We start from the raw sequence: 19,405 nt of genomic DNA, 5'->3' as shown, positions 1-19,405 counted from the left end.
CCCCGGAGTCGCCATGCCCGCCACCATTCCCGCCTGTCCGCAATGCGGCCTCGAGAACACCTATCCCGACGGTGCGCTTTACGTCTGTGCCGACTGCGGCCACGAATGGGCCGCCGGTGATGGCGAGGGCGCGAGCGTGGATGCCGTGGTGGTCCGCGACGTCAACGGCAACCCGTTGGAAGCCGGCGACACCGTGGTGGTGATCAAGGACCTGAAGGTGAAGGGCTCTTCGATCCCGCTCAAGCAGGGCACGGTGATCCGCAATATCCGCCTGGTCGACGGCGATGTGGAGAACATCGAAGGTCATTCGGACAAGATCCGCGACCTCGTGCTGAAGACCTGCTTCCTGCGCAAGGCCTGAGGCCACGATGGATGACGCCCCGACGGCGACCGCGGCGGTCGCGGCGGCCGCGTCGCAGGCGGCCGTCCGCCGCGTGGCCGTGGTCGGCGGCGGCCCCGCGGGGCTGTTCGCGGCGGAAGCGCTGCGCGCGGCCGGCTGCGAGGTGGATGTCTTCGAAGCCAAGGGTTCGGTCGGGCGCAAGTTCCTGGTCGCGGGGAAGGGCGGCCTGAACCTCACGCATTCCGATCCGCCGGCGCTGTTCGCCAGCCGCTACCGCGAGCGGGCCGACCAGGTCGCGGGCTGGTTGTCGGTGTTCGACGCCGACGCGCTGCGCGCCTGGGCGCTTGGACTGGGTGTCCCGACCTTCGTCGGCAGCTCCGGTCGCGTCTTCCCGGAGGACCTCAAGGCTGCGCCGCTGCTGCGCGGCTGGGTGCGCAGGCTGCGCGGGCAGGGCGTGGGGATCCATGTCCACCACCGCTGGCTTGGCTGGAATGACACGGGCGCGCTGCGCTTCGCGACGCCGGACGGCGAACAGCAAGTCGCCCCCGATGCCGTGGTATTCGCCCTGGGCGGCGGCAGCTGGCCCCAGCTGGGCTCGGACGGTGCCTGGGAGGGCGTGCTGCGCGATGCGGGCGTCGATGTCGCGCCGCTGCAACCGGCCAACTGTGGCTTCGACATCGTCTGGTCACCGCACTTCGCCGCGCGCCACCCCGGTGCGCCACTGAAGCCGGTGGTCGCGCACTGGCGCGATGCCGACGGCGTCGAGCAAGCGCTGCAAGGCGAGTGCGTCGTGTCGGAGCACGGCATCGAGGGCAGCCTGGTCTACGCGATCTCGGCGGACCTGCGCGATGCGATCGCGCGCAACGGCCATGCGCTGCTGGAGCTCGACCTCGCGCCCGGTCGCGACCTGACGCGCCTGCAGCGCGAACTGGCACGGCCCAGGGGCAAGCGCAGCGTGTCCGAACACCTGCGCCGAAGCTGCGGCCTGGACGGCGCCAAGGCCGGGCTGGTGCGGGAAGTGATCGGCGCCGACGCCATGCACGATGCCGATGCGGTCGCTGCCACCACCAAGCGCCTCCCGCTGCGCCTGCGCGCCCCGCGCCCGCTGGCGGAGGCCATCAGCAGCGCAGGGGGCGTGCGCCTGGAGGCGCTGGACGCCCACCTGATGCTGCGTGTCCGTCCGGGAACGTTCGCGGCCGGGGAGATGCTGGATTGGGAAGCACCGACTGGCGGCTACCTGCTGACCGCCTGCTTCGCCAGCGGCCGGGCGGCGGCTGAAGGCGTCCTGCGCTGGCTTGCGGCGACGGATTGACGACGCCTCCGCACCGATGCGGCATGCTGTCCGCCTTCAGATCCTGACGAGGACCACGCGATGAACCCGAGACTGCTTCCGCTGCTGTTTGTGCTGGCCGTGCCGCTTGCCGCCTGCGATCGCGGCAACCCGCCGCCGGACGCGCTCCCCGATGCCGATGACGTTGTGGCCGGTACACCGGCCGACCAGCCGCCAGCGGCCCCGGTTTCCGCGCTTCCCGAGGAATTCGTGGTGCTGACCAACGAGCCGTTCTGGCAGGCGCGCGTGGAGGGTGGCGAAGTGGTGCTGAGCGGTCCGGACGTCGAAGGACGGCACTTCACGATCAGCAGCGAGAACGACGCCGACGGTGCCCGCGTGGTCCATGCGGGCGACGCCGCCGGTTCGATCTCGGTCACCCTGCTGCCGGGGCCCTGCGAGGACAACATGTCCGGTGCCGTGTTCCCGCAGGCCGCGGAGCTGACCATCGATGGTATCGGTCCGACGCCGGGCTGTGCGCGGCCGGCCGACATGCCGCCGCCCGCACCGGGCGTCTAGCCGCGCGCAGTCGCGTGCGGACCCCGTGCCATGGATCAGGCGTCGTGGGCGGTGTGGCCGCTGTGGCGGCCGGGTTCGATCAGCACTGTTTCGCCCCAGCTCAGGGGCATGGTGATCACGACCGCTCGGCCGGCGGTGGTGGCGTCGCCAAGCGCGACGGCGTGCGCGGCCATGGTGGCCTTGAAGCGGCTGTGGAAGACCTCGTCGTAATTCGCGCCGGAGACCTGGAATCCCGATGCGACCTCTTTGATCTCGACCATTGGCGTGACCTGGTAGTGGGGGCGCCCCGGCCCAGCTTCACGACTTGCTCAAGGTCGCGGCCAGTTCCGTTGCTGAGCGGCATCCGTGACCGGTGCAGGGCCGTGCTGCCGGGGCCCAGACAGGATGCGCCTGCAGCGCCCGTCAGCCCGTCAGCGCCTTCGCGATAAACGGGTAGGAAAAATCCGAAAACCTAGGGCGAGGCGGCCGTCGTCGCGCCCGCTTCGACCGGCAGCAGATCCTCACCCGCGTAGGCACGCTGCTCTGCCGCAAGGTGGGCGTCGAGTTCGGTATTGACCGAGGTGTCACCCGCCGGTTCGCTCCCCGTGGGCGGGAACTGCGCCGCAGGCGCGGCGGCATCGTCTGCAAGCGTCGCCGTGTACTGGATGCTGCGCGGCGTGCTGATGCCGGCTTCGGCCAGGCGGCTGCGCACGGCGTGCAGCGCCTCGGAGCGGACCTTGCCCAGGTCGCTCGCGCTCTGGTCCACCCAGGCGAAGAAGCGCAGCGTGATCGCGCTGGCGTCGTAGCCCTCGACCGTCCATGAAGGGCCGGGGTCATCGAGGACGCCGTCGGTGGTGCGGATTGCTTCCAGCGCAAGTTCCTGGACGCAGCGGATCGACTCGGAGACGTCGACCGGGATCGCGAAGTCCAGGCGCCGCTTGCGGTTGCTGGAGAAGTTGAGCACCACCGATTTGAACACCAGGGCGTTGGGCAGGGTGAGGCGATTGCCGTCGGCGGTGACCAGCACGGTGGCGCGGGGAGTGAGCGCCGCGACCCGCCCCTCGTGCGCGCCGTCGATGCGCAGCAGCTCGCCGGGGGCGAATGGCCGGCGGATGCTCAGCAGCACGCCGGCGACGTAGTTCTCGGCGATGTCCTTGAAGGCGAAGCCAAGGGCCAGGCCGAGCACGCCCGCCGATCCCATCACGGCGCCGACCAGGGCCGTGGCGCCGAGCAGGTCGAGTGCCACCAGGACGCCGCCCAGCAGCACGAGCCACTGGATGACCTGCTGGATGAGGCTGGCGAAATACGGGTTTTCCGACTGCCAGTTGCGTCGCCGGATACGCCGTCCCACGCGGCGGCCGAACCATTTCCCGACCCACCAGGCCAGCATCACCACCGCGATTGCCACCAGCAGCAATGGCAGCGCCGCCACCAGGCGCATGAGTTTGTCCCCGGCCAGCGACGTTGCCGTGGCGACGCGATCGGACAGCCGGGTGCTCAGGGCCACGCGGTTCTCGACCTGGGTGATGCCCGGTTGCTGGCCGGCCACCTGCGCTGCGCGCTCGCGGTCTTCAGGGGTGAGGACGACACCCTCGAGCTCCGCCACGCCGTCGCGCACCGTGACGGTGACATCGGCGAGGCCGTCGGCTTCCCGCAGGCGATCGGCGACGCGGCGGCTGTCGGCGAGGTCGCGCTCGGTGTCGCCGCTTCCGGCTTCGGACACGGGCGCCTCCGCGTTGGCAGTGTCTTCAACGGGCGGCGCGGCGACATCCTGCGCTTGGGCCGGAGCCGCCGTGCCCAGGGCAAAGGACAGCAGCAGGATGGCGAGGAGCGATGCGGTGGGGTTCATGCGCATGGCGGGCATGTTCGCACGAGCTCGTGAAATCGGCCCCGTCGATCGCTCAGGCGAAACCCGCGTGCGTGCCCGACTGCAACACGCGCGCGGTGTCCGCACCAACCCGGTCCGGGGGCGTCCCCGAAAGCAGCGCGCGGATCGCGTCGGGCTGCGGGGCATCGCCGGGAACCACCCCCAGCCAGCCGTTCTTGCGACCTCGCTTCACGGCATACAGGCAGCGGTCGGCCAGGCCCACGCAGGCGCTCCAGTCACCGAGCTCCGGCCATTCGGGCGCGAACGGCCACGGCGCGAAGCCGATCGAACAGGTGAGATCGAGCGCGAGTCCGCGGCCGAGGCGGATCGGCTGGGTCGCAATCGCGTCGCGGATCCGCTCGGCAAGCACCGCGGCGTCCTCCAGGCGGGTGAAGCGCGAGATCAGCAGGAACTCCTCGCCGCCCCAGCGCACCAGCAGGTCGTCGTCGCGGCTGAGCAGGCGCAGGCGGTCTGCGAAGTGCACCAGGACCTCGTCGCCGGCCTGGTGGCCGTGGACGTCGTTGACCTGCTTGAAGTCGTCGATGTCGATCATCAGGAACGCCAGGCGGCTGCCGCTGCCGTCGGCGGCCTCGGTACGCTGCCGCAGCGAAGCGGCTTCGCGCCCGAGCCAATCCTGCAGGTCACGCCTGTTGGAGATGCGTGTCAGCGGATCACGGCGGGTCGCGATGCTGAGTTCGGCGTTGGTGCGGCTCAGGCGCTGGTTGGCGAGCTGCAGCTGCGCGGTGCGCTCGGTGACGGTGCGCTCCAGCAGCTCCACCTGCCTGCGTTCGCGCCGCATGGCGGCGTCGACGCGAAGCGCGATCAGCCCCAGCAGCAGCAGCAGGACCAGGGCGTAGGCCGCGTAGGCCGCCGGGTGCCGCCACCAGGGCGGCGCCATGTCGACCTGGAGGCGTCGAGCGGTGCCGAAGCGGCCATCACGCCCGGCAGCCTCGGCTTCCAGCACGTAGCGTCCCGGTGGGAGGTCGGTCACCGAGAATTCGGCCCGGGGGGCGTGCGGGTACACCCAGTCCTCGTGCAGGCCCAGCACGCGGTAGCGGAGCTTCGCGGCGTCGGGCGCGCCGAAATCGATCGCGGCCATCTGCACGGTGACCATGCGGTCGCCGTGGGCAAGCTGCACGTTGTCTGCATAGACGATGTCGGTTTCGCGCGGCCCGCCACCATTGGCGTCCAAGGAGGCGGTCCGCAGGTTGGTCAACACCGGGCGCGCGGGTGGACTGTGGCGCGGCAGGCCGGACGGGTCGATCACGTCGATGCCCCGGGTGCCGCCAAAGTACAGCAGCGCATCGCTGCCGCGAAGAGCGGAGCTGCTGTTGTACTCGCGGTTGACGAGGCCGTCGCGCGGGCCCAGCACCTGGATGTTGTCATTGCCGGGATCGATGACGGACAGGCCGTCGTTGCTGCTCACCCAGATCCGGCCGAGGTCGTCTGGGATCAGCGCATAGACGACGTTGCTGCCGAGTCCGTCCTGCATGGTGTAGTTGCGCACGCTGCCGGTGGCGCGGTCGATGCGGTAGACGCCCCGCGAATAGCTGCCGGCCCAGAGGGCGCCCTCCCGGTCGGTGGCGAGCGACCACAGCGAACGATGGATATCATCCGGCGCTACCTGCGTCGCCGGGGCTGCGGGATCCAGTCGCCAGAGGCCGTCGGCATTGGTGGCGATCCAGAGATGATTGCCTGTGCGCACCAGTGCAGTCACATGGCTCGTGAGCAGCGGTGCGAGCGTCGGATCGTCGATGATGCGGCCGTCGCTCAGCCGGGCCAGTCCGCCACGGGTGCCGATCCAGCCGTTGTCGCCTTCGACCAGCAGGGCGTCGATGCGGCGGTCGGGCAGGCCGGGCACCGCCCGCGGCGTGCCGTGGCCGGACCAGTGCCACAGGCCGTCGTGGCTGCCGATCCACCAGCCGCCGTCGGTGGCACGCGCGATGGCGCGCACGGACTGGCCGCTGAAGCCGGGGATCTCGCGCCATTCCGGGCTGCCATGGCGGCGCTCCAGCAGGCCGGCGTCGGTGCCGAGCAGAGTGTGTCCGCCGTCGCGCCAGATCGCTCGCATGCTGCCGCGTGGCCATCCCCCGGGGATGCCGGCTTCGGCACCGCCTGCGCGGACGACCGCCGAAAGCGGGCGTGCATAGTGCAGGCCCGAGGTGTAGCTGCCGATCCACAGCGCGCCCGCGGGATCTTCGTGGAGCACGGTGACTGCGCTGTCCAGCGGCCGGTCGAGTGCCAGCGGAACGGGGGCGGCCCGGGGGCCGGCGATGCGCGCGATGCTGCCGTCGCGCAGGCCCACCAGCAAGGTGCCGTCGCGGCGACGGAGCAGGGCGCTGACCGGCTGGGCACCGGGCAACAGCCCTGCAAGCGTAAGCGTGTGCAGCGTCCGGCCGTCCTGGCTGGAAAGCAGGAACACGCCGCCGTGCTCGCTTGCGACCCAGGCGCCCTCCGGGCCGGCCTCGAGCGCGATGCAGTCGCCGGACGCGCCCGGTACCGTCGCCAGCAGGTCCATGGTGGTACGACTGGCCCGCCACAGCCGGCAATCGCGGCCCAGCGCCAGCGCGCCGCCGGTCCCCGGCAGGTGCGCGATACCGACGATTCCCGCGTCGCCGCCGAGGCGGGCCACGGCGGCGTCCGCCGCGACGTGGTTCAGACCGTGGCTGGTGCCGACCCAGGCTCCGCCCGCGCCGTCGAGCACGATCCGGGTGATCTGGTGGTGGGACAGCCCGGACGTGCGGTCGATGCGGGTCCGCGACCAGTCGGGCAGGTGCAGCACTTCAAGGCCGGCGTCGTTGCTGCCCAGCCACAGGCGGCGGCTGGTGGCATCGAAGGCCAGGGCGTCGATGCTGCCGCTGACCAGGCCCCGGGTCGAGCCTGGATCCTGCGCTTCGGCGGGTTCTTCGCCGCGCCAGACCTGGAACCGGTGGCCGTCGAAGCGCGCGATCCCATCCTGGGTGGACACCCACAGGAAGCCCTGGTCGTCGCTGGCCAGCGCCATCACGGTGGACTGTGGCAATCCCTCATCCGGACCGTATGACTCCAGGCGCAACAGGTCCCCGGATCCTGCGCACGCGCTGAAGCAGGCCAGGAGCGCCAGCACGCCCGCAGCCAGGCGGTTGCGGAGGGCGACGGTGGGCCGGGAACGGGTCATGGAAACCAATGCAAGCAAAACATGTGCCACCACTTGGTGATGCCTGCCCTTGCAGCAATCCAGCAGCGCCCCGATAACGGGATACAGGCAACTCCATGGAGAAGCGGCATGGCCACCGGTTGGGCCGGAGACGGCGCCGTCCAGGATCAGATCGACGCGACCGTGAAGGACGCGATCGAGCGCGCCCGCAGTCGCCTGGGAACCGGCCCCGGGCGCGAGGACTGCGAGGAATGTGGCAAAGCCATTCCCGAGGCGCGCCGCAAGGCCGTGCCGGGGGTGCGCCTGTGCATCACCTGCCAGGCCGCACGCGATGAGGAAGAGACCGGCAGCGGGAGTTACAACCGGCGCGGCAGCAAGGACAGCCAACTGCGCTGACGCCTCGGGCCGTGCTGCGCTAGGCTCTTTGGGATGGCGACGGAGGCAGGCGTGGCGGGCGGCAATTCCTGGTGGCAAGGGCTCGCGGACCTGTTCGCGCTGCTGCGCGGGGCAGGACCGCGCGATCCCACCGGGCTGCGCCTGCGCCCGGCGCGCGTGCGCGAGCGCAACGGGTACGTGTCGCTGCACTTCATCCGCGGGCAGACCCAGAGCCGGATGCGCAGCGATGCACCCGACCACCTGCTGATCGACTACACCCGGACCATGCTGGCGGCGCTGCTGTGGCGGCCGAAGGCGCGGCGGATCGGGATCGTGGGCCTGGGGGGCGGTTCGCAGGTGAAGTTCCTGCACCGGCACCTGCCGCTGGCGCGCCTGGAGGTGGTGGAAAACCACCCCGGGGTGATCGCGCTGCGCCGCTCGTTCGGCATCCCGGACGACGATTCGCGGCTGGAGGTGACGCACGACGACGGCGCACGCTTCATCGCCGCACGGCCCGCGCGCTACGACCTGCTGCTGGTCGATGGCTACGACGAACGCGGCATTCCCGAAGCCCTGTCGACCACGGCCTTCCTCCAGGCCTGCCGTGACGCACTGCTGCCAGGCGGCGTCATGGCGAGCAATCTGCACGGTGCGGATCCGGCTCCCTACCTCGAACGGCTGCGTGAGGCTTTCGGCACCGAGCATGTGTTGGTGCTGGAAGAAACGAAGATGAGCAACCGGATCGCCTTCGCATGGACCGGCGATGCGCCCGTCGCCAATCACGCAACCGTCCGGGCGGCGCGGTCCGCACTGTCGGGGGGCGCTGCGGGGCGGGAGCTGGAGCCGGTGCTGGAGCGCGTGGCGCTGGCGCTCCGCCGGAAGCGGACGGCCCCGTGCGCGAGCTGATCCCGCTGCCCGCCGGCATGCTCGACGCGCTGCGCCTGGCCTACGCCACGCCGCCCCGCGCCTACCACCACTTCGGCCACGTCGAGGCCGTGCTCGCGCAGTTCGACGCCGTCGCCGCCGGACCGGGCTGGGCCCGCCCGCGTGAGGCCTGGCTGGCGGTGCTGTACCACGATGCGGTCTACGAGGCCGGGCGGCGCGACAACGAGACCCGCTCCGCGGTGTTGGCGGCCCAATCCATCGCTCGCTGGCTGCCCGATGCCGGCCTGGATGCTGCGCACGTCGTCGAACTCATCGAACTCACCGCCCGCCACGGCTCGCTGCGGCCCGAAGCGCTCGGCGCCGGCCCGGCGGGCGATGACCGACGCCACTTCCTCGACTGCGACATGGCGATCCTGGGTGCCGATGCGTCCACCTTCGATGCCTATGACCGGGCGATCGCGGACGAGTACCGCGACGCCGTTCCCGGCTGGCTGTACCGCCTGAACCGCCGCCGCTTCCTGCGCGGCTTGCTGGGCCGCGAACGCATCTACCTGAGCGCGTTTTTCCACGACCGCCTGGATGCCGTCGCGCGCGCCAACCTGCGGCGGACCCTCGGCGTGGAGGGCTGATCTTGCGGCTGCCCGATCCGGTGGTTGGCGGTCATGCGTTGCAGCGCCTCGCACCGCGTGACCGCGCGCTCTACTGCGGTCTGTACGGGTGCGCCGACACCATGCGCAACGTGGGCGCGCCCTTGCCTGGCGAAGCGGCCGCGGCGGCCTTTGACCGCGTCCTCATGCTGCTGGAGCGCGAGCCCGCGCGCTACGGTTACTGGCTGCTGCCGGGAGCGCTGGAAGCGGGCGCGCCGTGCGGGATGATGGCCTTGCTGGGCGACGAGGCCGCGACCAGCGCCGAGGTTGGCGTGCTGCTCGCACCGGCAGCGCAGCGCTCGGGCGTGGCGACCGCCGCGATCACCGCGCTGGCCGACGCGGTATTCACGGCCACGGACCTGCGCCGGCTGTGGACCCGGCATGCATCGGGACACGAGGCCGCCGCAGCGCTGATGCGACGCACCGGATTCAGGGCCATGCCATCGGCGCCGCATGGACCATGCCGCTGGGAGCTCGCACGCGACGACTGGATGGCGCGTGGCCCGGTATCCTTCGCACCATGGCCAAGCTGCTGCTCAACATGAAGATGGTGCCCGAGGACGAAGCGGACGACGTCCGTGGCTTCCTGCGCGAGCACGACATCGCCTTCCACGAAACCCGGCCCAGTCGCTGGGGCATTTCCCACGGTGGCATCTGGATCTCGGACGACGCGGACCATCCCCGCGCGCGCAAGCTGATGGACGACTATCAGGCCGCTCGGCAGGCAAGCGCGCGGGCCGACCGCGCCCAGGCGCTCAGCGACGGCACCGCCGACACCTTTGCCGACGTACTGCGCCGCGAGCCCGCCCGCGTGGCCGCGGTCGCGGCCGGCATCCTGGTCCTGCTGGCACTGGTCGCGCTTCCGGTCGTGCTGCTGTGGAGGGCCGGGGCGTGAGCCCGCGGCGCCCCCCGAAGGCGCCGCATTGGCCCGACCGTTCCGCGCATCTCCGTCGGCGCAACGCGCGCCGCGTCTTCTGGGTGGTGGTGGCGCTGCTGCTGGTGCTGCCCTGGTTCGGATATCGCCACGTGCGCGATTGGCTCGGCCCCCGGACCGACCCGGTGGTGGACGCCGTGCCAGCCCTGGCGCAGCCGGCTCTAACACCACCATCGTCGCCGTCGCCATCGCCATCGCCGTTGCTCTCATCCGGGTCCGTGGGTCCTGCAGCTACGCTGGCGGCCGACGAAGTCGAGGCCATCGGCCGCGACGCGCGCGCCGGTGATGGCGAGGCCGCCACGGCGCGCCTGGCCGACCTCGGTGCACAGGTGCATCGCGATGCCCTGCTCGCCGACCGCGGCAGCGCCGTGCGTCGCGAGGCCGCACGCCGCGAGCTTGCTGCGATGCCCGGCGTCCGCGGCGCCGGGTGGGTCGATCGCATGACGATGCTGCTGCTTGTGACTTCGCGCGGCGCGGGGCACTCCATGGTGTCCGAGGCCTGCCGGCGGCTTGCGGCGCACGGTGACGTCTCCGGGCTGGCGGTGCGGATACAGGAAGTGGCCGCGGCCGTGCCCGCCGCGGCGTCGCTTCAGGCCGAATGCCAGGCCGGCAGGGCAGCGGCCGCCGCGCCAACCCCCTATGGCGTGCCGGGGGCGTCGCTGCGGGCCCAGGTGGCCGGTGCCGACGCCGAAGCAGAGGATCCCGAGGCCGCGGCCGAGCGCCGCCGCCGCGAAGAGGAAAGCCTGCGCATCCTCAGCGAGAACACGCCGGCTCTGCCATCGCCGCCGGACCCTCGGGTCGACCCCTGACGCGCATTGAACGCCAGGCGCCTATCATCGGCGGTCGTCCCTCATCGAATCCCGGATCCCCACTTGGCCCATCGTCCACTCCGTCACGTCCTGTCCCTGATCGCGCTGGCCTGCATGGCTTCCGCCAGCTGCGCGCGTGACGAGGCCGTCGCCACGCCGGGCGCCGGCCAGCCGCCCGCCACCAGCGCACCGCCCCCGGCGCCGCGTGCTTCGCTCGAGCCCGATACCGCCAACGCGCCGATCGAGCGCGCCGCGCCGCCGACGCTGCAGTCGGTCGCACTCGGGCGTTTCGATGCCGCCGACCGGGTCTCGAGGGCGATGACGGGCGCGCTGGAGATCGAGGACTCGCGTATCGCAGGTGAGAACGGTGCCGGCTTCGTGACAGAGCGCGTGGCCGTCGTCCGTGGCGGCGACGAGTTCAGCGCCGGACAGCGCTATGCCGACGTGATGATGGTCGACGCGGGGCAACCGGTTGAGCTGCGTCGCGTGCTGGACGAGACCCGCGCCGGGGACGGCCAGGCCTTCTGCGGCAGCATGAAGACCGGCTACCTGGCGCTCGCCAGCTACGAAGAGGCGGGCATCCGCGTGGTCAAGCTGCTCGCTCTGCAGGGCGACGGCATCCCGGCGCCCACCGCCGAAGACACGCAGCTGTGCGCTTCGACGAGCTACGAAGCCGCCCCCTGATCAGGCATCGTTGCCCGCGGCATGGCCGGACGCCCAGGCCCACTGGAAGTTGTAACCGCCCAGCCAGCCGGTGACGTCGACGACCTCGCCGATGAAGTACAGGCCCGGCACGCTGCGCGACATCATCGTCGTCGACGACAGGCCGTCGGTATCGACGCCCCCGAGCGTGACCTCGGCCGTGCGGTAGCCCTCGGTGCCGCTGGCGGTCACCGGCCAGCACGACAACGTCGAGGCCACGCGCGCCAGCGCCGGCTCGTCGAACTGGCGCAGGGGGCGGTCGCCCAGCCACTGTTCGCACAGGCGCTGGGCGAAGCGGCGCGGCATGCGTTCGGCGAGCACCGTGCGCAGTTCGCTGGCCGGACGCGCGGCGCGCTGTTCGCGCAGGAAGGCGAGGGCGTCCACGCCGGGAAGCAGGTTGATGGCCAGCGGCTCGCCGGCATCCCAGTACGAAGACACCTGCAGGATGGCCGGGCCGCTGAGGCCGCGGTGGGTGACGAGCATGGCGTTGCGGAAGGGCTGCCCGCGGCTTTCGGCCTCGACCTCGAGCGCCACGCCGCTGAGGCCGTCCAGGCGTTCCGCGTGTGACCCGGTGAGGACCAGCGGCACGAGTCCGGCGCGCGTGGGCAGCACCGTGTGGCCGAACTGGCGCGCCAGCGCATACCCGAAGCCGCTGCCGCCGAGGCTCGGGATCGACAGGCCGCCGCTGGCCACCACGAGCGACTGCGCGACGATGAGCCCGCGGGCCGTGTCGACGCGGAAGCCGTCGTCCGCGCGCGCCACGCCGTGGACCTCGCAGCCCACGTCGACGGTGACTCCGGCGTCCGCGCACTCGTCGAGCAGCATGCGGACGATCTGCTTCGAAGAGTCGTCGCAGAACAGCTGGCCCAGTTCCTTCTCGTGCCAGGCGATGCCGTGGCGGTCGACCATGTCGATGAAATCGGCAGGGGTGTAGCGCGCCAGCGCGGACTTGCAGAAGTGCGGGTTGGCCGAGACGAAGTTCGCCGGCCCGGTGCCGGTGTTGGTGAAGTTGCAGCGGCCACCGCCCGACATCAGGATCTTCTTGCCCGGCTTGTTGGCGCGTTCGACCACGCGCACGTGCCGGCCGCGGCGGCCGGCGGTCAGCGCGCACATGAGCCCCGCGGCGCCGGCTCCGATGACCAGCACGTCGCAGGCGATCTTCATCGCGACAGGATAGCCCGGCTAGAATGTCCGCATGCCCCTGTCCGACCGTGTTCCCTCCTATCCCCGCACCGCTCCGGCGCCGCATCGCGCATGACCTGGCTTGGCCTGGTCGCGATCATCATCGGCCTCTACCTGGCGTTCAAGGTCGCCGGCGTGGTGCTGAAGCTCGCGCTGTGGGTCCTGATCCTGGTCGCCGCCTACTGGTGGCTGGCCCCGCTCCTGGGCTGGCCACCGCTCGACGAAGTCATCCACGTCCTGGGCCCCTGACGAGCGGTCGGGAACCGGGCTGACGCCCCGGTGGATTGTTTGCTAGGCTCAGCTGAACGGGCCTGGATGGCCCATGGGGGCTGGGCAGTGGCTGGAAGTCTTGCCTGTGTCGGTACCGGGATGATGCTGGGCGCGCATATCGGCCCGCGTGCGCGTGCGACCATCGAACAGGCCGAGGTCGTGTTCGCTGCCGTCTCCGATCCCCTGGTCGAACTCTGGCTGCAGCAGATGCATCCCGACGTCCGCAGCCTGCAGCCCCTCTACGACGAGGGCAAGTCCCGGCACGACACCTACCGCGAAATGGTCGAGGCCATGCTGGCCGAGGTCCGCGCGGGGCGTCGCGTCTGCGGTGCGTTCTATGGCCATCCCGGCGTGTTCGCGCTGGTGCCGCACCGCGCCATCGCGCAGGCGCGCCGCGAAGGGTTCGAAGCCGTCATGGAGCCGGGCGTGTCCGCCGAGGACTGCCTCTACGCCGATCTCGGCATCGATCCGGGCATGCATGGCTGCCAGCACTTCGAGGCCAGCCAGTTCATGTTCTACCGCCGGCGGGTGGATCCGTCCGCCTGCCTGGTGCTGTGGCAGGTCGGGGTGGCCGGGGATCGCTCCACAAGCCGTTTTGCTACGGGGCGGGCGCATCGCCAACTGCTGGTGGAACGCCTGGCCGAAGACTATCCCCTGGACCATCCCGTGATCCTTTACGAAGCCGCCACGCTGCCGATTTCCACGCCCCGCATCGAGGAACTGCCGCTGTCGGCGTTCCCTGGTGCGCGCATGGACCTGCAGACCACCCTGGTGGTACCTCCCGCGATTCCGCTGCAGCGCGACGAAGCGATGCTTGAACGCCTCGCCGTCCTCGATGCCGCGGTGGAATCAAACCCCGAACTGCAGGAATACACCTGACATGACGCAAACCATCCAGTTCCTCGACGCGATCGGCCGTGCCCCGGCGATCCTCGGCTCGACAGCGGCCTACCAGGCTGCGGTCGAGTCCCTCGACGCCACTCCCGCCCTGCGGGATGCCCTCCTGCGACGCGACGCGATGGGTCTGGGCGACCTGCTCGGCGGGCGCCCGCGCATGGTCTGCGCGATCTGCACGCCAGACAGCGAAGAAGTTCCGCTGCGCTCGCCCGACCGCGAAGGCGACGGCGACGAACGGGACGTGCCCGATCGGGAGGATCGCTCGCCGGCGGGCGAGTGATCTGCGCAAGTGACGCGGACCTTCGCCATCGTCATCGTCGTCCTCGCCGCACTTTGCGGGGCGACCGGATCTGTTGGCGCGTCGGACCCCGTCGCGCCCGCTGATGACAAGACCGATATCCGGGAGCTGCTCGCCCAGGCCGATGCCCTGCGCAGCTCGGACCGCGTCCGCTTCGGCCAGGCGCTCGAGCAGCTCTACGCACGCCGCGATTCGCTGGACCTGGCCGAAGTGCAGCGGCTGCAGTACCTGCGGGCCTATTGGCTCGTGCTTTTCGGCAACGATGTCACTGCCGGCATCGCGCGTGCGCAGACGCTGTTCCACGAGGCTGCGGATCCGGATCTGCGCTTCCGCGCCGGGTCGCTGGTGGCCAACAGCTTCGCGATCAACCGCGACTTCGCGGAAGGCCTGCGCTTCCTCGAGAAAACGCTGCCGATGCGCCACGAGGTCGAAGACCGGGACATCCGCCATGACGGCACCAACGTGGCGGCGGCGCTGTACAACCAGCTCGGGCAGTACACGCTGGCCAAGACCTATGCCGCCGAGACCCTGGCTGATTCGCCGGCACCGCGCGCAGCCTGTTTCGCCGGCCATTTCAGCCTCGAGGCGCGCCTGAGACTGGGCCAGCTGGGTGATGGCGAAGGGGACGCGCGAGAAATCCTGGCGAAATGCGATGCGATCGGCGAGGGCGTCGTCGCCGGTATCATCCGCACCAACATCGCACGCCACCTGGCGGCCACCGGCAAGCGGCGCGAAGCGATCACGCTGCTGCAGCAGACCGTCGACAAGGTGACGGCCATCGGCTATCCGTGGCTCATAGCGGAATATCGCTCGCTGCTGTCCGTGCTCCTGGAAGAGAGCGGCGACATCCAGGGCGCGGTTCGCAGCGCGGAAGCGGCCGTTGCCCAGGCCGCCGGCATCGACGGTGCCCGTGCGATCGCCGATGCCTACCGCGTGCTGTACGTGATCGCCGAGCGCGCGGGGCGTCCTCAGGAGGCGCTGGAGTACTACCGCAAGCATGCCGAGGCCGACAAGGCCTGGTTGAACGAGGTCAAGACGCGCGAGCTGGCCTACCAGATCGTGCGCCAGGAAACGAACCAGAAGAACCAGCAGATCGAGCTGCTCAACCAGCAGAACGAGGTCCTGCAGCTGCAGCAACGGGTGCAGGAGCAGGAGGCGACCAATTCGCGGCTGATCGTGCTGCTCCTGCTGCTGGCGCTGGCCACGATCTGCTACTGGGCCTTCAAGACCAAGCGCATGCAGCGCTCGCTGCGCCATCTTGCCGAGAACGATCCGCTCACCGGCGCCCGCAACCGCCATTTCTTCACCCAGCGCGCCAAGCAGATGCTCGCCGCGCAGGGGGAGGGAACCGTATCGCTGGTAATGTTCGACCTCGACGGCTTCAAGCTCATCAACGACGACTTCGGCCACGCCGCCGGCGACTGGGCCCTGGTACGCGTGGTCGAAGTCTGCCGCGCGCTGTGCACGCCGCGCGACTGCTTCGCGCGCATCGGCGGCGAGGAATTCGCGATCCTCATCCCCGGTGCCGACGTCGCACGCGCGCGCCACGTCGCCGAGGAGTGCAGGTCACGGCTGGCGTCCATCGACTCGGCCGGCAGCGGTCACGTGTTCACCGTCACCGCAAGCTTCGGCGTTACCTCCAGCGAGCTCGCCGGCCGCGACCTCACCGCGATGATGTCCCAGGCCGACCGCATGCTCTACCGCGCCAAGCGCGAGGGCCGCAACCGCGTCTGCGTGCACGAGCTTCCGCGGGTGGTGGTCGAGGAGCTGCACGAGCGCATGCCGGCCGGCGTGGAAGCCGAAGCCGACGCGCGCAACAGGGTCGCCGCCCTCTGAGGACCGCCTAGCGCGAAGGGGCCGGACCCTTGCGGTGCGGTTTGCGCGGCGGGAACGCCTTTTTCTCGAACGGCTTCTTTCCGAACGGCTTGCGGCCCGCCGGCTTGCCTCCCGAAGTATCCGGCGGCTCGCCGTCCACGGTGATCCGCAGCTGCTGGCCCGCGCACCACACGCCCTTCAAGTGGGTCATGGTTTCGGGCGGCATGCCGGATGGCAGGTCGATCAGGCTGTGGTCCTCGAAGATCTCGATCCTGCCGATGTGCTTCGACTCGATGTTGGCCTCGTTGGCGATCGCGCCGACGATGTTGCCCGGCTTCACGCCGTGGTCGTAGCCGACTTCGACGCGGAAGGTCTGCATGCCCGGCGAGGGCGCGCGCGCCACGCGCTCCTTCTTCGGGAAGGCGGGGCGGTCGGGACGCTCCGGGCGGTCGTGGCGCGCCGGACGCTCGGCGCGATCGAACGCGGGTGCCGGACGCAGATCGCGCCTTGGCGGCTCGAGCAGCAGCGGCACGTCGCCGCGTGCCATCTTCGCAAGCGCGGCGGCCACCTCGACGGCCGGGACGTTGTGCTCGCGCTCGTAGTCCTCGACCAGCGACTGGAACAGTCCCAGCTCGCCCGTCGCCAGGGTCTCGGTGATCGACTGCTTGAACTTGACGATGCGGGCGTCGTTCACCGTCTCCACGCTCGGCAGCTCCATCTGTTCGATCGGCTGCCGGGTGGCGCGCTCGATCGCGCGCAGCAGGTTGCGCTCGCGCGGGGCGATGAACAGGATCGCCTCGCCGCTGCGCCCGGCGCGGCCGGTGCGGCCGATGCGGTGGACGTAGCTCTCGGTGTCGTAGGGCACGTCGTAGTTCAGCACGTGGCTGATGCGGTCGACGTCGAGCCCGCGCGCGGCGACGTCGGTCGCCACCAGGATGTCGACCTTGCCGTCCTTGAGCTGGGCGATGGTGCGCTCGCGCTGGGCCTGGGCGATGTCGCCGTTGATCGCGGCGGCGGCAAAGCCGCGCGCCTGCAGCTTCTCCGCCAGCTCCTCGGTCGCGATCTTGGTGCGCGTGAACACGATCATGCCGTCGAAGGGTTCGGCCTCGAGGATGCGGGTCAGCGCGTCGAGCTTGTTGGTGCCGCTGACCATCCAGTAGCGCTGGCGGATGTTGCGCGCGGTGCTGGTGGCGGACTTGATCGCGACCTCGACCGGATCCTTCAGGTAGGTCTGGGCGATGCGCCGGATCGGCGGCGGCATGGTGGCCGAGAACAGCGCCACCTGGCGCGTCGCCGGGGTGCGCGCAAGGACCGCTTCGACGTCGTCGATGAAGCCCATGCGCAGCATCTCGTCGGCCTCGTCGAGCACCAGCAGGCGCAGCTCGGAGATGTCCAGCGAGCCCTTCTCGAGGTGGTCGATCACCCGGCCGGGCGTGCCCACGATCACCTGCACGCCGCGGCGCAGCGCCTGCAGCTGCGGGCCGTAGCCCTGGCCGCCGTAGATCGGCAGCACCTGGAAGCCGGGCAGGAAGGCGGCGTACTTCTGGAAGGCCTCGGCCACCTGGATCGCGAGTTCGCGGGTCGGCGCCAGCACCAGCACCTGCGGCTTGCGCGCGGCGGGGTCCAGGCGTGCCATCGCCGGCAGCGCGAAGGCGGCGGTCTTGCCGGTGCCGGTCTGGGCCTGGCCCAGCACGTCGCGGCCGGCCAGCAGCGGCGGGATGGTGGCGGCCTGGATCGGCGAAGGGGCCTCGTAGCCGACGGCGGCGAGCGCCTGCAGCAGCGGCTGCGGCAGGCCGAGGTCGGTGAAGAGCGGGGTGGTGGGGGCGTCGGAACTCATCTGCGGCCTTGTGCGGGGCCGGGACGGCCATAAGGGGCGCAGATTCTACGCCTCCCGGCGCCTGTGCGGTGTCAGGGCAGTCGCGTGGCCAGGCGCTGGCCCAGGCGGACGGGGGTTTCCGGACCCAGCCCGGCCGCCAGTTCGGCCACTCCGGGTGGCAGCAGCACGATCACGGTGGAGCCGTAGTTGAAGCGCGCCATTTCCTCGAAGCGCGCCAGTTCCACGGTGTCCGCCACGTAATCCTTGCTGTCCACGCGGTCGCCATAGGCGGGGATCTCCTCGCCGCTCCAGACCGTCTCCACGCCCGAGACCAGCAGGGCGCCGACCATCACCACGGCCATGGGCCCGAAGTCGGTCGCGAAATGGCAGACCAGGCGTTCGTTGCGCGCGAACAGGCGCGGCACGCGTGCGACCGCGGCCGGCCCGACGCTGAAAAGACGGCCGGGGACGTGGACGGTGCGCAGCAGGCGCCCGTTCCAGGGCATGTGCACGCGATGGTAGTCGCGCGGCGAAAGATAGACGGTGGCGAACAGGCCATCGTCATAGGGGGCCGCGGCGGTGGCGTCGGCCAGCAGCTCCGCGGCGGTGAAGGAACGTCCCTTGGCCTGGAAGATGCGGCCCTCGCGGATCGGTCCGCACTGGCTGATGCGGCCGTCGGCGGGCATCAGGATCGCGTCAGGGTCCGGATCCGCCCGGCGCGCCTCCGGCCCCAGCGCCCGGGTGAAGAACGCGTTGAAGGTGGGGTAGGCGGCCTGGTCGGGCTGGGCCGCTTCCGCGAGATCGACCTGGAAGCGGCGCACCACGGTGTCGATCAGCCAGCGGCTCAGCCGCGGATTGTCGGAATAGGCGAGGCGACGCGCGGCCGCGGACAGCAACCGGTGCGGCAGCGCGTAGGTCAGGGTGGTCGTGAGGCTCACTGCGGTGCGACTCCGGTCAGCGCGGTGAGGTCGGCGGCGATCGCCGCCGGGTCCAGGGGTCCCTGCACCACGCCGGCCATGCGGCCCTCGGGGTCGAGCAGGGCGAGCGCTGCGGAATGGTCGATCGTGTACTGGTCGGCGGGCGCGTCGTCGGACAGCGGCACCTTCATGAACACCAGCGACAGGGAGCGCGCGAACGCTTCCAGCGCGGGGATGTCGGCGGTGGCGGCCAACGTGTCGCGATGGAAGAACGCGGCGTACTCGCCGATGCGGTCGGGGCTGTCGCGCTCGGGGTCGACGGAGACGAACAGCACCCGTGGGCGCAGCGCCTCGGGCAGCGGCTCCCACTGCTTCTGCGCCTGCGCGAGTTCCGCAAGCGTGGTCGGGCACACGTCGGGGCAGTGGGTGAAGCCGAGGAACACCAGGGTCCAGTGGCCGTGCAGCTCGCCCGGCACCAGCTGGGTGCCGTCGGACTGCTGCAGCGCGAAGGGCGGCAGCTCGCGCGGCTGCGGGAACAGACGCACGGTTTCGAGCTCGGGGCCCACCGGGGCGGCGTCGCCCCCGAACCAGCGCTGCGAGGCCACCAGGCCGAGGCCGGCCGCCAAGGCGATCACGAGCACGATCAGGAAGCTGCGGTTGAACATGGGGCCTCGGTGCGTTGGGGGCGCA

General features: G+C 70.9%; 21 protein-coding genes. 14 read left to right on the top strand and 7 right to left on the bottom strand.

Translation table 11 applies throughout. From position 1 onward, the window contains the following. The first annotated feature begins 13 nt into the window (after positions 1-13). Genes ACW5E8_RS07165 through ACW5E8_RS07155 form a run of 3 tightly spaced genes read left to right on the top strand, consistent with a single transcriptional unit; the run spans position 14 to position 2,186 of the window. Positions 14-361: a zinc ribbon domain-containing protein YjdM gene (locus tag ACW5E8_RS07165; protein WP_456964775.1), complete on the top strand. Its 348-nt coding sequence runs from the start codon at positions 14-16 to the stop codon at positions 359-361. A gap of 7 nt (positions 362-368) precedes the next feature. Then, positions 369-1,652 carry a TIGR03862 family flavoprotein gene (locus ACW5E8_RS07160; protein WP_456964774.1) on the top strand — a complete coding sequence of 428 codons (1,284 nt, stop codon included), beginning with the start codon at positions 369-371 and terminating at the stop codon, positions 1,650-1,652. Between the two features lie 60 nt (positions 1,653-1,712). Beyond that, on the top strand, positions 1,713-2,186 hold the full coding sequence (locus ACW5E8_RS07155; protein WP_456964773.1) for a hypothetical protein: 474 nt from the start codon (positions 1,713-1,715) through the stop codon (positions 2,184-2,186). 35 nt (positions 2,187-2,221) lie between these two features. Here the strand turns inward: ACW5E8_RS07155 and ACW5E8_RS07150 are convergent, their stop codons facing one another. The 3 genes from ACW5E8_RS07150 to ACW5E8_RS07140 form a co-directional block, all read right to left on the bottom strand. After that, a complete protein-coding gene (locus ACW5E8_RS07150; protein ID WP_456964772.1) occupies positions 2,222-2,446 on the bottom strand; it encodes a hypothetical protein in 225 nt (74 codons plus the stop codon). Positions 2,447-2,637: 191 nt separating this feature from the next. Then, positions 2,638-4,029, bottom strand: a complete 1,392-nt coding sequence (locus ACW5E8_RS07145; protein ID WP_456964771.1) for a mechanosensitive ion channel domain-containing protein — start codon at positions 4,027-4,029, stop codon at positions 2,638-2,640. A gap of 37 nt (positions 4,030-4,066) precedes the next feature. After that, positions 4,067-7,189 (bottom strand): diguanylate cyclase, encoded by a 3,123-nt coding sequence (locus ACW5E8_RS07140; RefSeq protein ID WP_456964770.1) that lies wholly within the window; start codon positions 7,187-7,189, stop codon positions 4,067-4,069. Positions 7,190-7,297: 108 nt separating this feature from the next. On the opposite strand from ACW5E8_RS07140, the gene ACW5E8_RS07135 reads away from it, so the two are divergent. The 7 genes from ACW5E8_RS07135 to ACW5E8_RS07105 all read left to right on the top strand — a co-directional run bounded on the left by ACW5E8_RS07135 (position 7,298) and on the right by ACW5E8_RS07105 (position 11,502). After that, positions 7,298-7,564 carry a DksA/TraR family C4-type zinc finger protein gene (locus tag ACW5E8_RS07135; protein WP_456964769.1) on the top strand — a complete coding sequence of 89 codons (267 nt, stop codon included), beginning with the start codon at positions 7,298-7,300 and terminating at the stop codon, positions 7,562-7,564. Positions 7,565-7,597: 33 nt separating this feature from the next. After that, positions 7,598-8,449: a spermine/spermidine synthase domain-containing protein gene (locus ACW5E8_RS07130; protein ID WP_456964768.1), complete on the top strand. Its 852-nt coding sequence runs from the start codon at positions 7,598-7,600 to the stop codon at positions 8,447-8,449. 17 nt (positions 8,450-8,466) lie between these two features. After that, positions 8,467-9,057, top strand: a complete 591-nt coding sequence (locus tag ACW5E8_RS07125; protein ID WP_456965263.1) for an HD domain-containing protein — start codon at positions 8,467-8,469, stop codon at positions 9,055-9,057. Positions 9,058-9,059: 2 nt separating this feature from the next. Next, entirely contained in the window at positions 9,060-9,620 is a 561-nt protein-coding gene (locus tag ACW5E8_RS07120) for a GNAT family N-acetyltransferase (protein WP_456964767.1), read from the top strand. Continuing rightward, positions 9,596-9,970 carry a DUF6164 family protein gene (locus ACW5E8_RS07115; RefSeq protein WP_456964766.1) on the top strand — a complete coding sequence of 125 codons (375 nt, stop codon included), beginning with the start codon at positions 9,596-9,598 and terminating at the stop codon, positions 9,968-9,970. Before ACW5E8_RS07120 ends, ACW5E8_RS07115 begins: the two co-directional genes overlap by 25 nt. After that, positions 9,967-10,818 (top strand): hypothetical protein, encoded by an 852-nt coding sequence (locus tag ACW5E8_RS07110; protein WP_456964765.1) that lies wholly within the window; start codon positions 9,967-9,969, stop codon positions 10,816-10,818. Before ACW5E8_RS07115 ends, ACW5E8_RS07110 begins: the two co-directional genes overlap by 4 nt. A gap of 63 nt (positions 10,819-10,881) precedes the next feature. After that, positions 10,882-11,502 (top strand): hypothetical protein, encoded by a 621-nt coding sequence (locus ACW5E8_RS07105; RefSeq protein ID WP_456964764.1) that lies wholly within the window; start codon positions 10,882-10,884, stop codon positions 11,500-11,502. Here the strand turns inward: ACW5E8_RS07105 and ACW5E8_RS07100 are convergent, their stop codons facing one another. Continuing rightward, a complete protein-coding gene (locus ACW5E8_RS07100; RefSeq protein WP_456964763.1) occupies positions 11,503-12,684 on the bottom strand; it encodes an NAD(P)/FAD-dependent oxidoreductase in 1,182 nt (393 codons plus the stop codon). 90 nt (positions 12,685-12,774) lie between these two features. Between ACW5E8_RS07100 and ACW5E8_RS07095 the strand changes: the two genes are divergently transcribed. The 4 genes from ACW5E8_RS07095 to ACW5E8_RS07080 all read left to right on the top strand — a co-directional run bounded on the left by ACW5E8_RS07095 (position 12,775) and on the right by ACW5E8_RS07080 (position 16,003). Beyond that, positions 12,775-12,951 carry a hypothetical protein gene (locus ACW5E8_RS07095; protein ID WP_456964762.1) on the top strand — a complete coding sequence of 59 codons (177 nt, stop codon included), beginning with the start codon at positions 12,775-12,777 and terminating at the stop codon, positions 12,949-12,951. 87 nt (positions 12,952-13,038) lie between these two features. Then, on the top strand, positions 13,039-13,851 hold the full coding sequence (locus tag ACW5E8_RS07090; RefSeq protein WP_456964761.1) for an SAM-dependent methyltransferase: 813 nt from the start codon (positions 13,039-13,041) through the stop codon (positions 13,849-13,851). Position 13,852: 1 nt separating this feature from the next. Next, positions 13,853-14,149: a hypothetical protein gene (locus tag ACW5E8_RS07085; RefSeq protein WP_456964760.1), complete on the top strand. Its 297-nt coding sequence runs from the start codon at positions 13,853-13,855 to the stop codon at positions 14,147-14,149. 9 nt (positions 14,150-14,158) lie between these two features. Continuing rightward, positions 14,159-16,003: a GGDEF domain-containing protein gene (locus ACW5E8_RS07080; protein ID WP_456964759.1), complete on the top strand. Its 1,845-nt coding sequence runs from the start codon at positions 14,159-14,161 to the stop codon at positions 16,001-16,003. A gap of 7 nt (positions 16,004-16,010) precedes the next feature. On the opposite strand, the gene ACW5E8_RS07075 is transcribed toward ACW5E8_RS07080, so the two are convergent. The 3 genes from ACW5E8_RS07075 to ACW5E8_RS07065 form a co-directional block, all read right to left on the bottom strand. Continuing rightward, positions 16,011-17,819 (bottom strand): DEAD/DEAH box helicase, encoded by a 1,809-nt coding sequence (locus ACW5E8_RS07075; protein WP_456964758.1) that lies wholly within the window; start codon positions 17,817-17,819, stop codon positions 16,011-16,013. 71 nt (positions 17,820-17,890) lie between these two features. After that, positions 17,891-18,736 carry an archaetidylserine decarboxylase gene (gene asd, locus ACW5E8_RS07070; RefSeq protein ID WP_456964757.1) on the bottom strand — a complete coding sequence of 282 codons (846 nt, stop codon included), beginning with the start codon at positions 18,734-18,736 and terminating at the stop codon, positions 17,891-17,893. Then, positions 18,733-19,380, bottom strand: coding sequence for an SCO family protein (locus ACW5E8_RS07065; protein ID WP_456964756.1), 648 nt, complete (start codon positions 19,378-19,380; stop codon positions 18,733-18,735). Before ACW5E8_RS07065 ends, asd begins: the two co-directional genes overlap by 4 nt. Positions 19,381-19,405 lie beyond the last annotated feature (25 nt).

It is taken from the genome of Luteimonas sp. A649 (assembly GCF_054072735.1).
The sequence above is the reverse complement of the archived record's forward strand: the minus strand, read 5'-3'. Positions and strand labels throughout refer to the sequence as shown.

Coding starts and splice junctions, on each gene's coding strand:
- ACW5E8_RS07130 (WP_456964768.1), top strand. CDS start 7,598: ATGGCGACGGAGGCAGGCGTGGCGGGCGGCAATTCCTGGTGGCAAGGG.
- ACW5E8_RS07075 (WP_456964758.1), bottom strand. CDS start 17,819: ATGAGTTCCGACGCCCCCACCACCCCGCTCTTCACCGACCTCGGCCTG.
- ACW5E8_RS07100 (WP_456964763.1), bottom strand. CDS start 12,684: ATGAAGATCGCCTGCGACGTGCTGGTCATCGGAGCCGGCGCCGCGGGG.
- ACW5E8_RS07145 (WP_456964771.1), bottom strand. CDS start 4,029: ATGCCCGCCATGCGCATGAACCCCACCGCATCGCTCCTCGCCATCCTG.
- ACW5E8_RS07095 (WP_456964762.1), top strand. CDS start 12,775: ATGACCTGGCTTGGCCTGGTCGCGATCATCATCGGCCTCTACCTGGCG.
- ACW5E8_RS07065 (WP_456964756.1), bottom strand. CDS start 19,380: ATGTTCAACCGCAGCTTCCTGATCGTGCTCGTGATCGCCTTGGCGGCC.
- ACW5E8_RS07140 (WP_456964770.1), bottom strand. CDS start 7,189: ATGACCCGTTCCCGGCCCACCGTCGCCCTCCGCAACCGCCTGGCTGCG.
- ACW5E8_RS07150 (WP_456964772.1), bottom strand. CDS start 2,446: ATGGTCGAGATCAAAGAGGTCGCATCGGGATTCCAGGTCTCCGGCGCG.
- ACW5E8_RS07160 (WP_456964774.1), top strand. CDS start 369: ATGGATGACGCCCCGACGGCGACCGCGGCGGTCGCGGCGGCCGCGTCG.
- ACW5E8_RS07125 (WP_456965263.1), top strand. CDS start 8,467: ATGCTCGACGCGCTGCGCCTGGCCTACGCCACGCCGCCCCGCGCCTAC.
- ACW5E8_RS07085 (WP_456964760.1), top strand. CDS start 13,853: ATGACGCAAACCATCCAGTTCCTCGACGCGATCGGCCGTGCCCCGGCG.
- ACW5E8_RS07165 (WP_456964775.1), top strand. CDS start 14: ATGCCCGCCACCATTCCCGCCTGTCCGCAATGCGGCCTCGAGAACACC.
- ACW5E8_RS07115 (WP_456964766.1), top strand. CDS start 9,596: ATGGCCAAGCTGCTGCTCAACATGAAGATGGTGCCCGAGGACGAAGCG.
- ACW5E8_RS07155 (WP_456964773.1), top strand. CDS start 1,713: ATGAACCCGAGACTGCTTCCGCTGCTGTTTGTGCTGGCCGTGCCGCTT.
- ACW5E8_RS07135 (WP_456964769.1), top strand. CDS start 7,298: ATGGCCACCGGTTGGGCCGGAGACGGCGCCGTCCAGGATCAGATCGAC.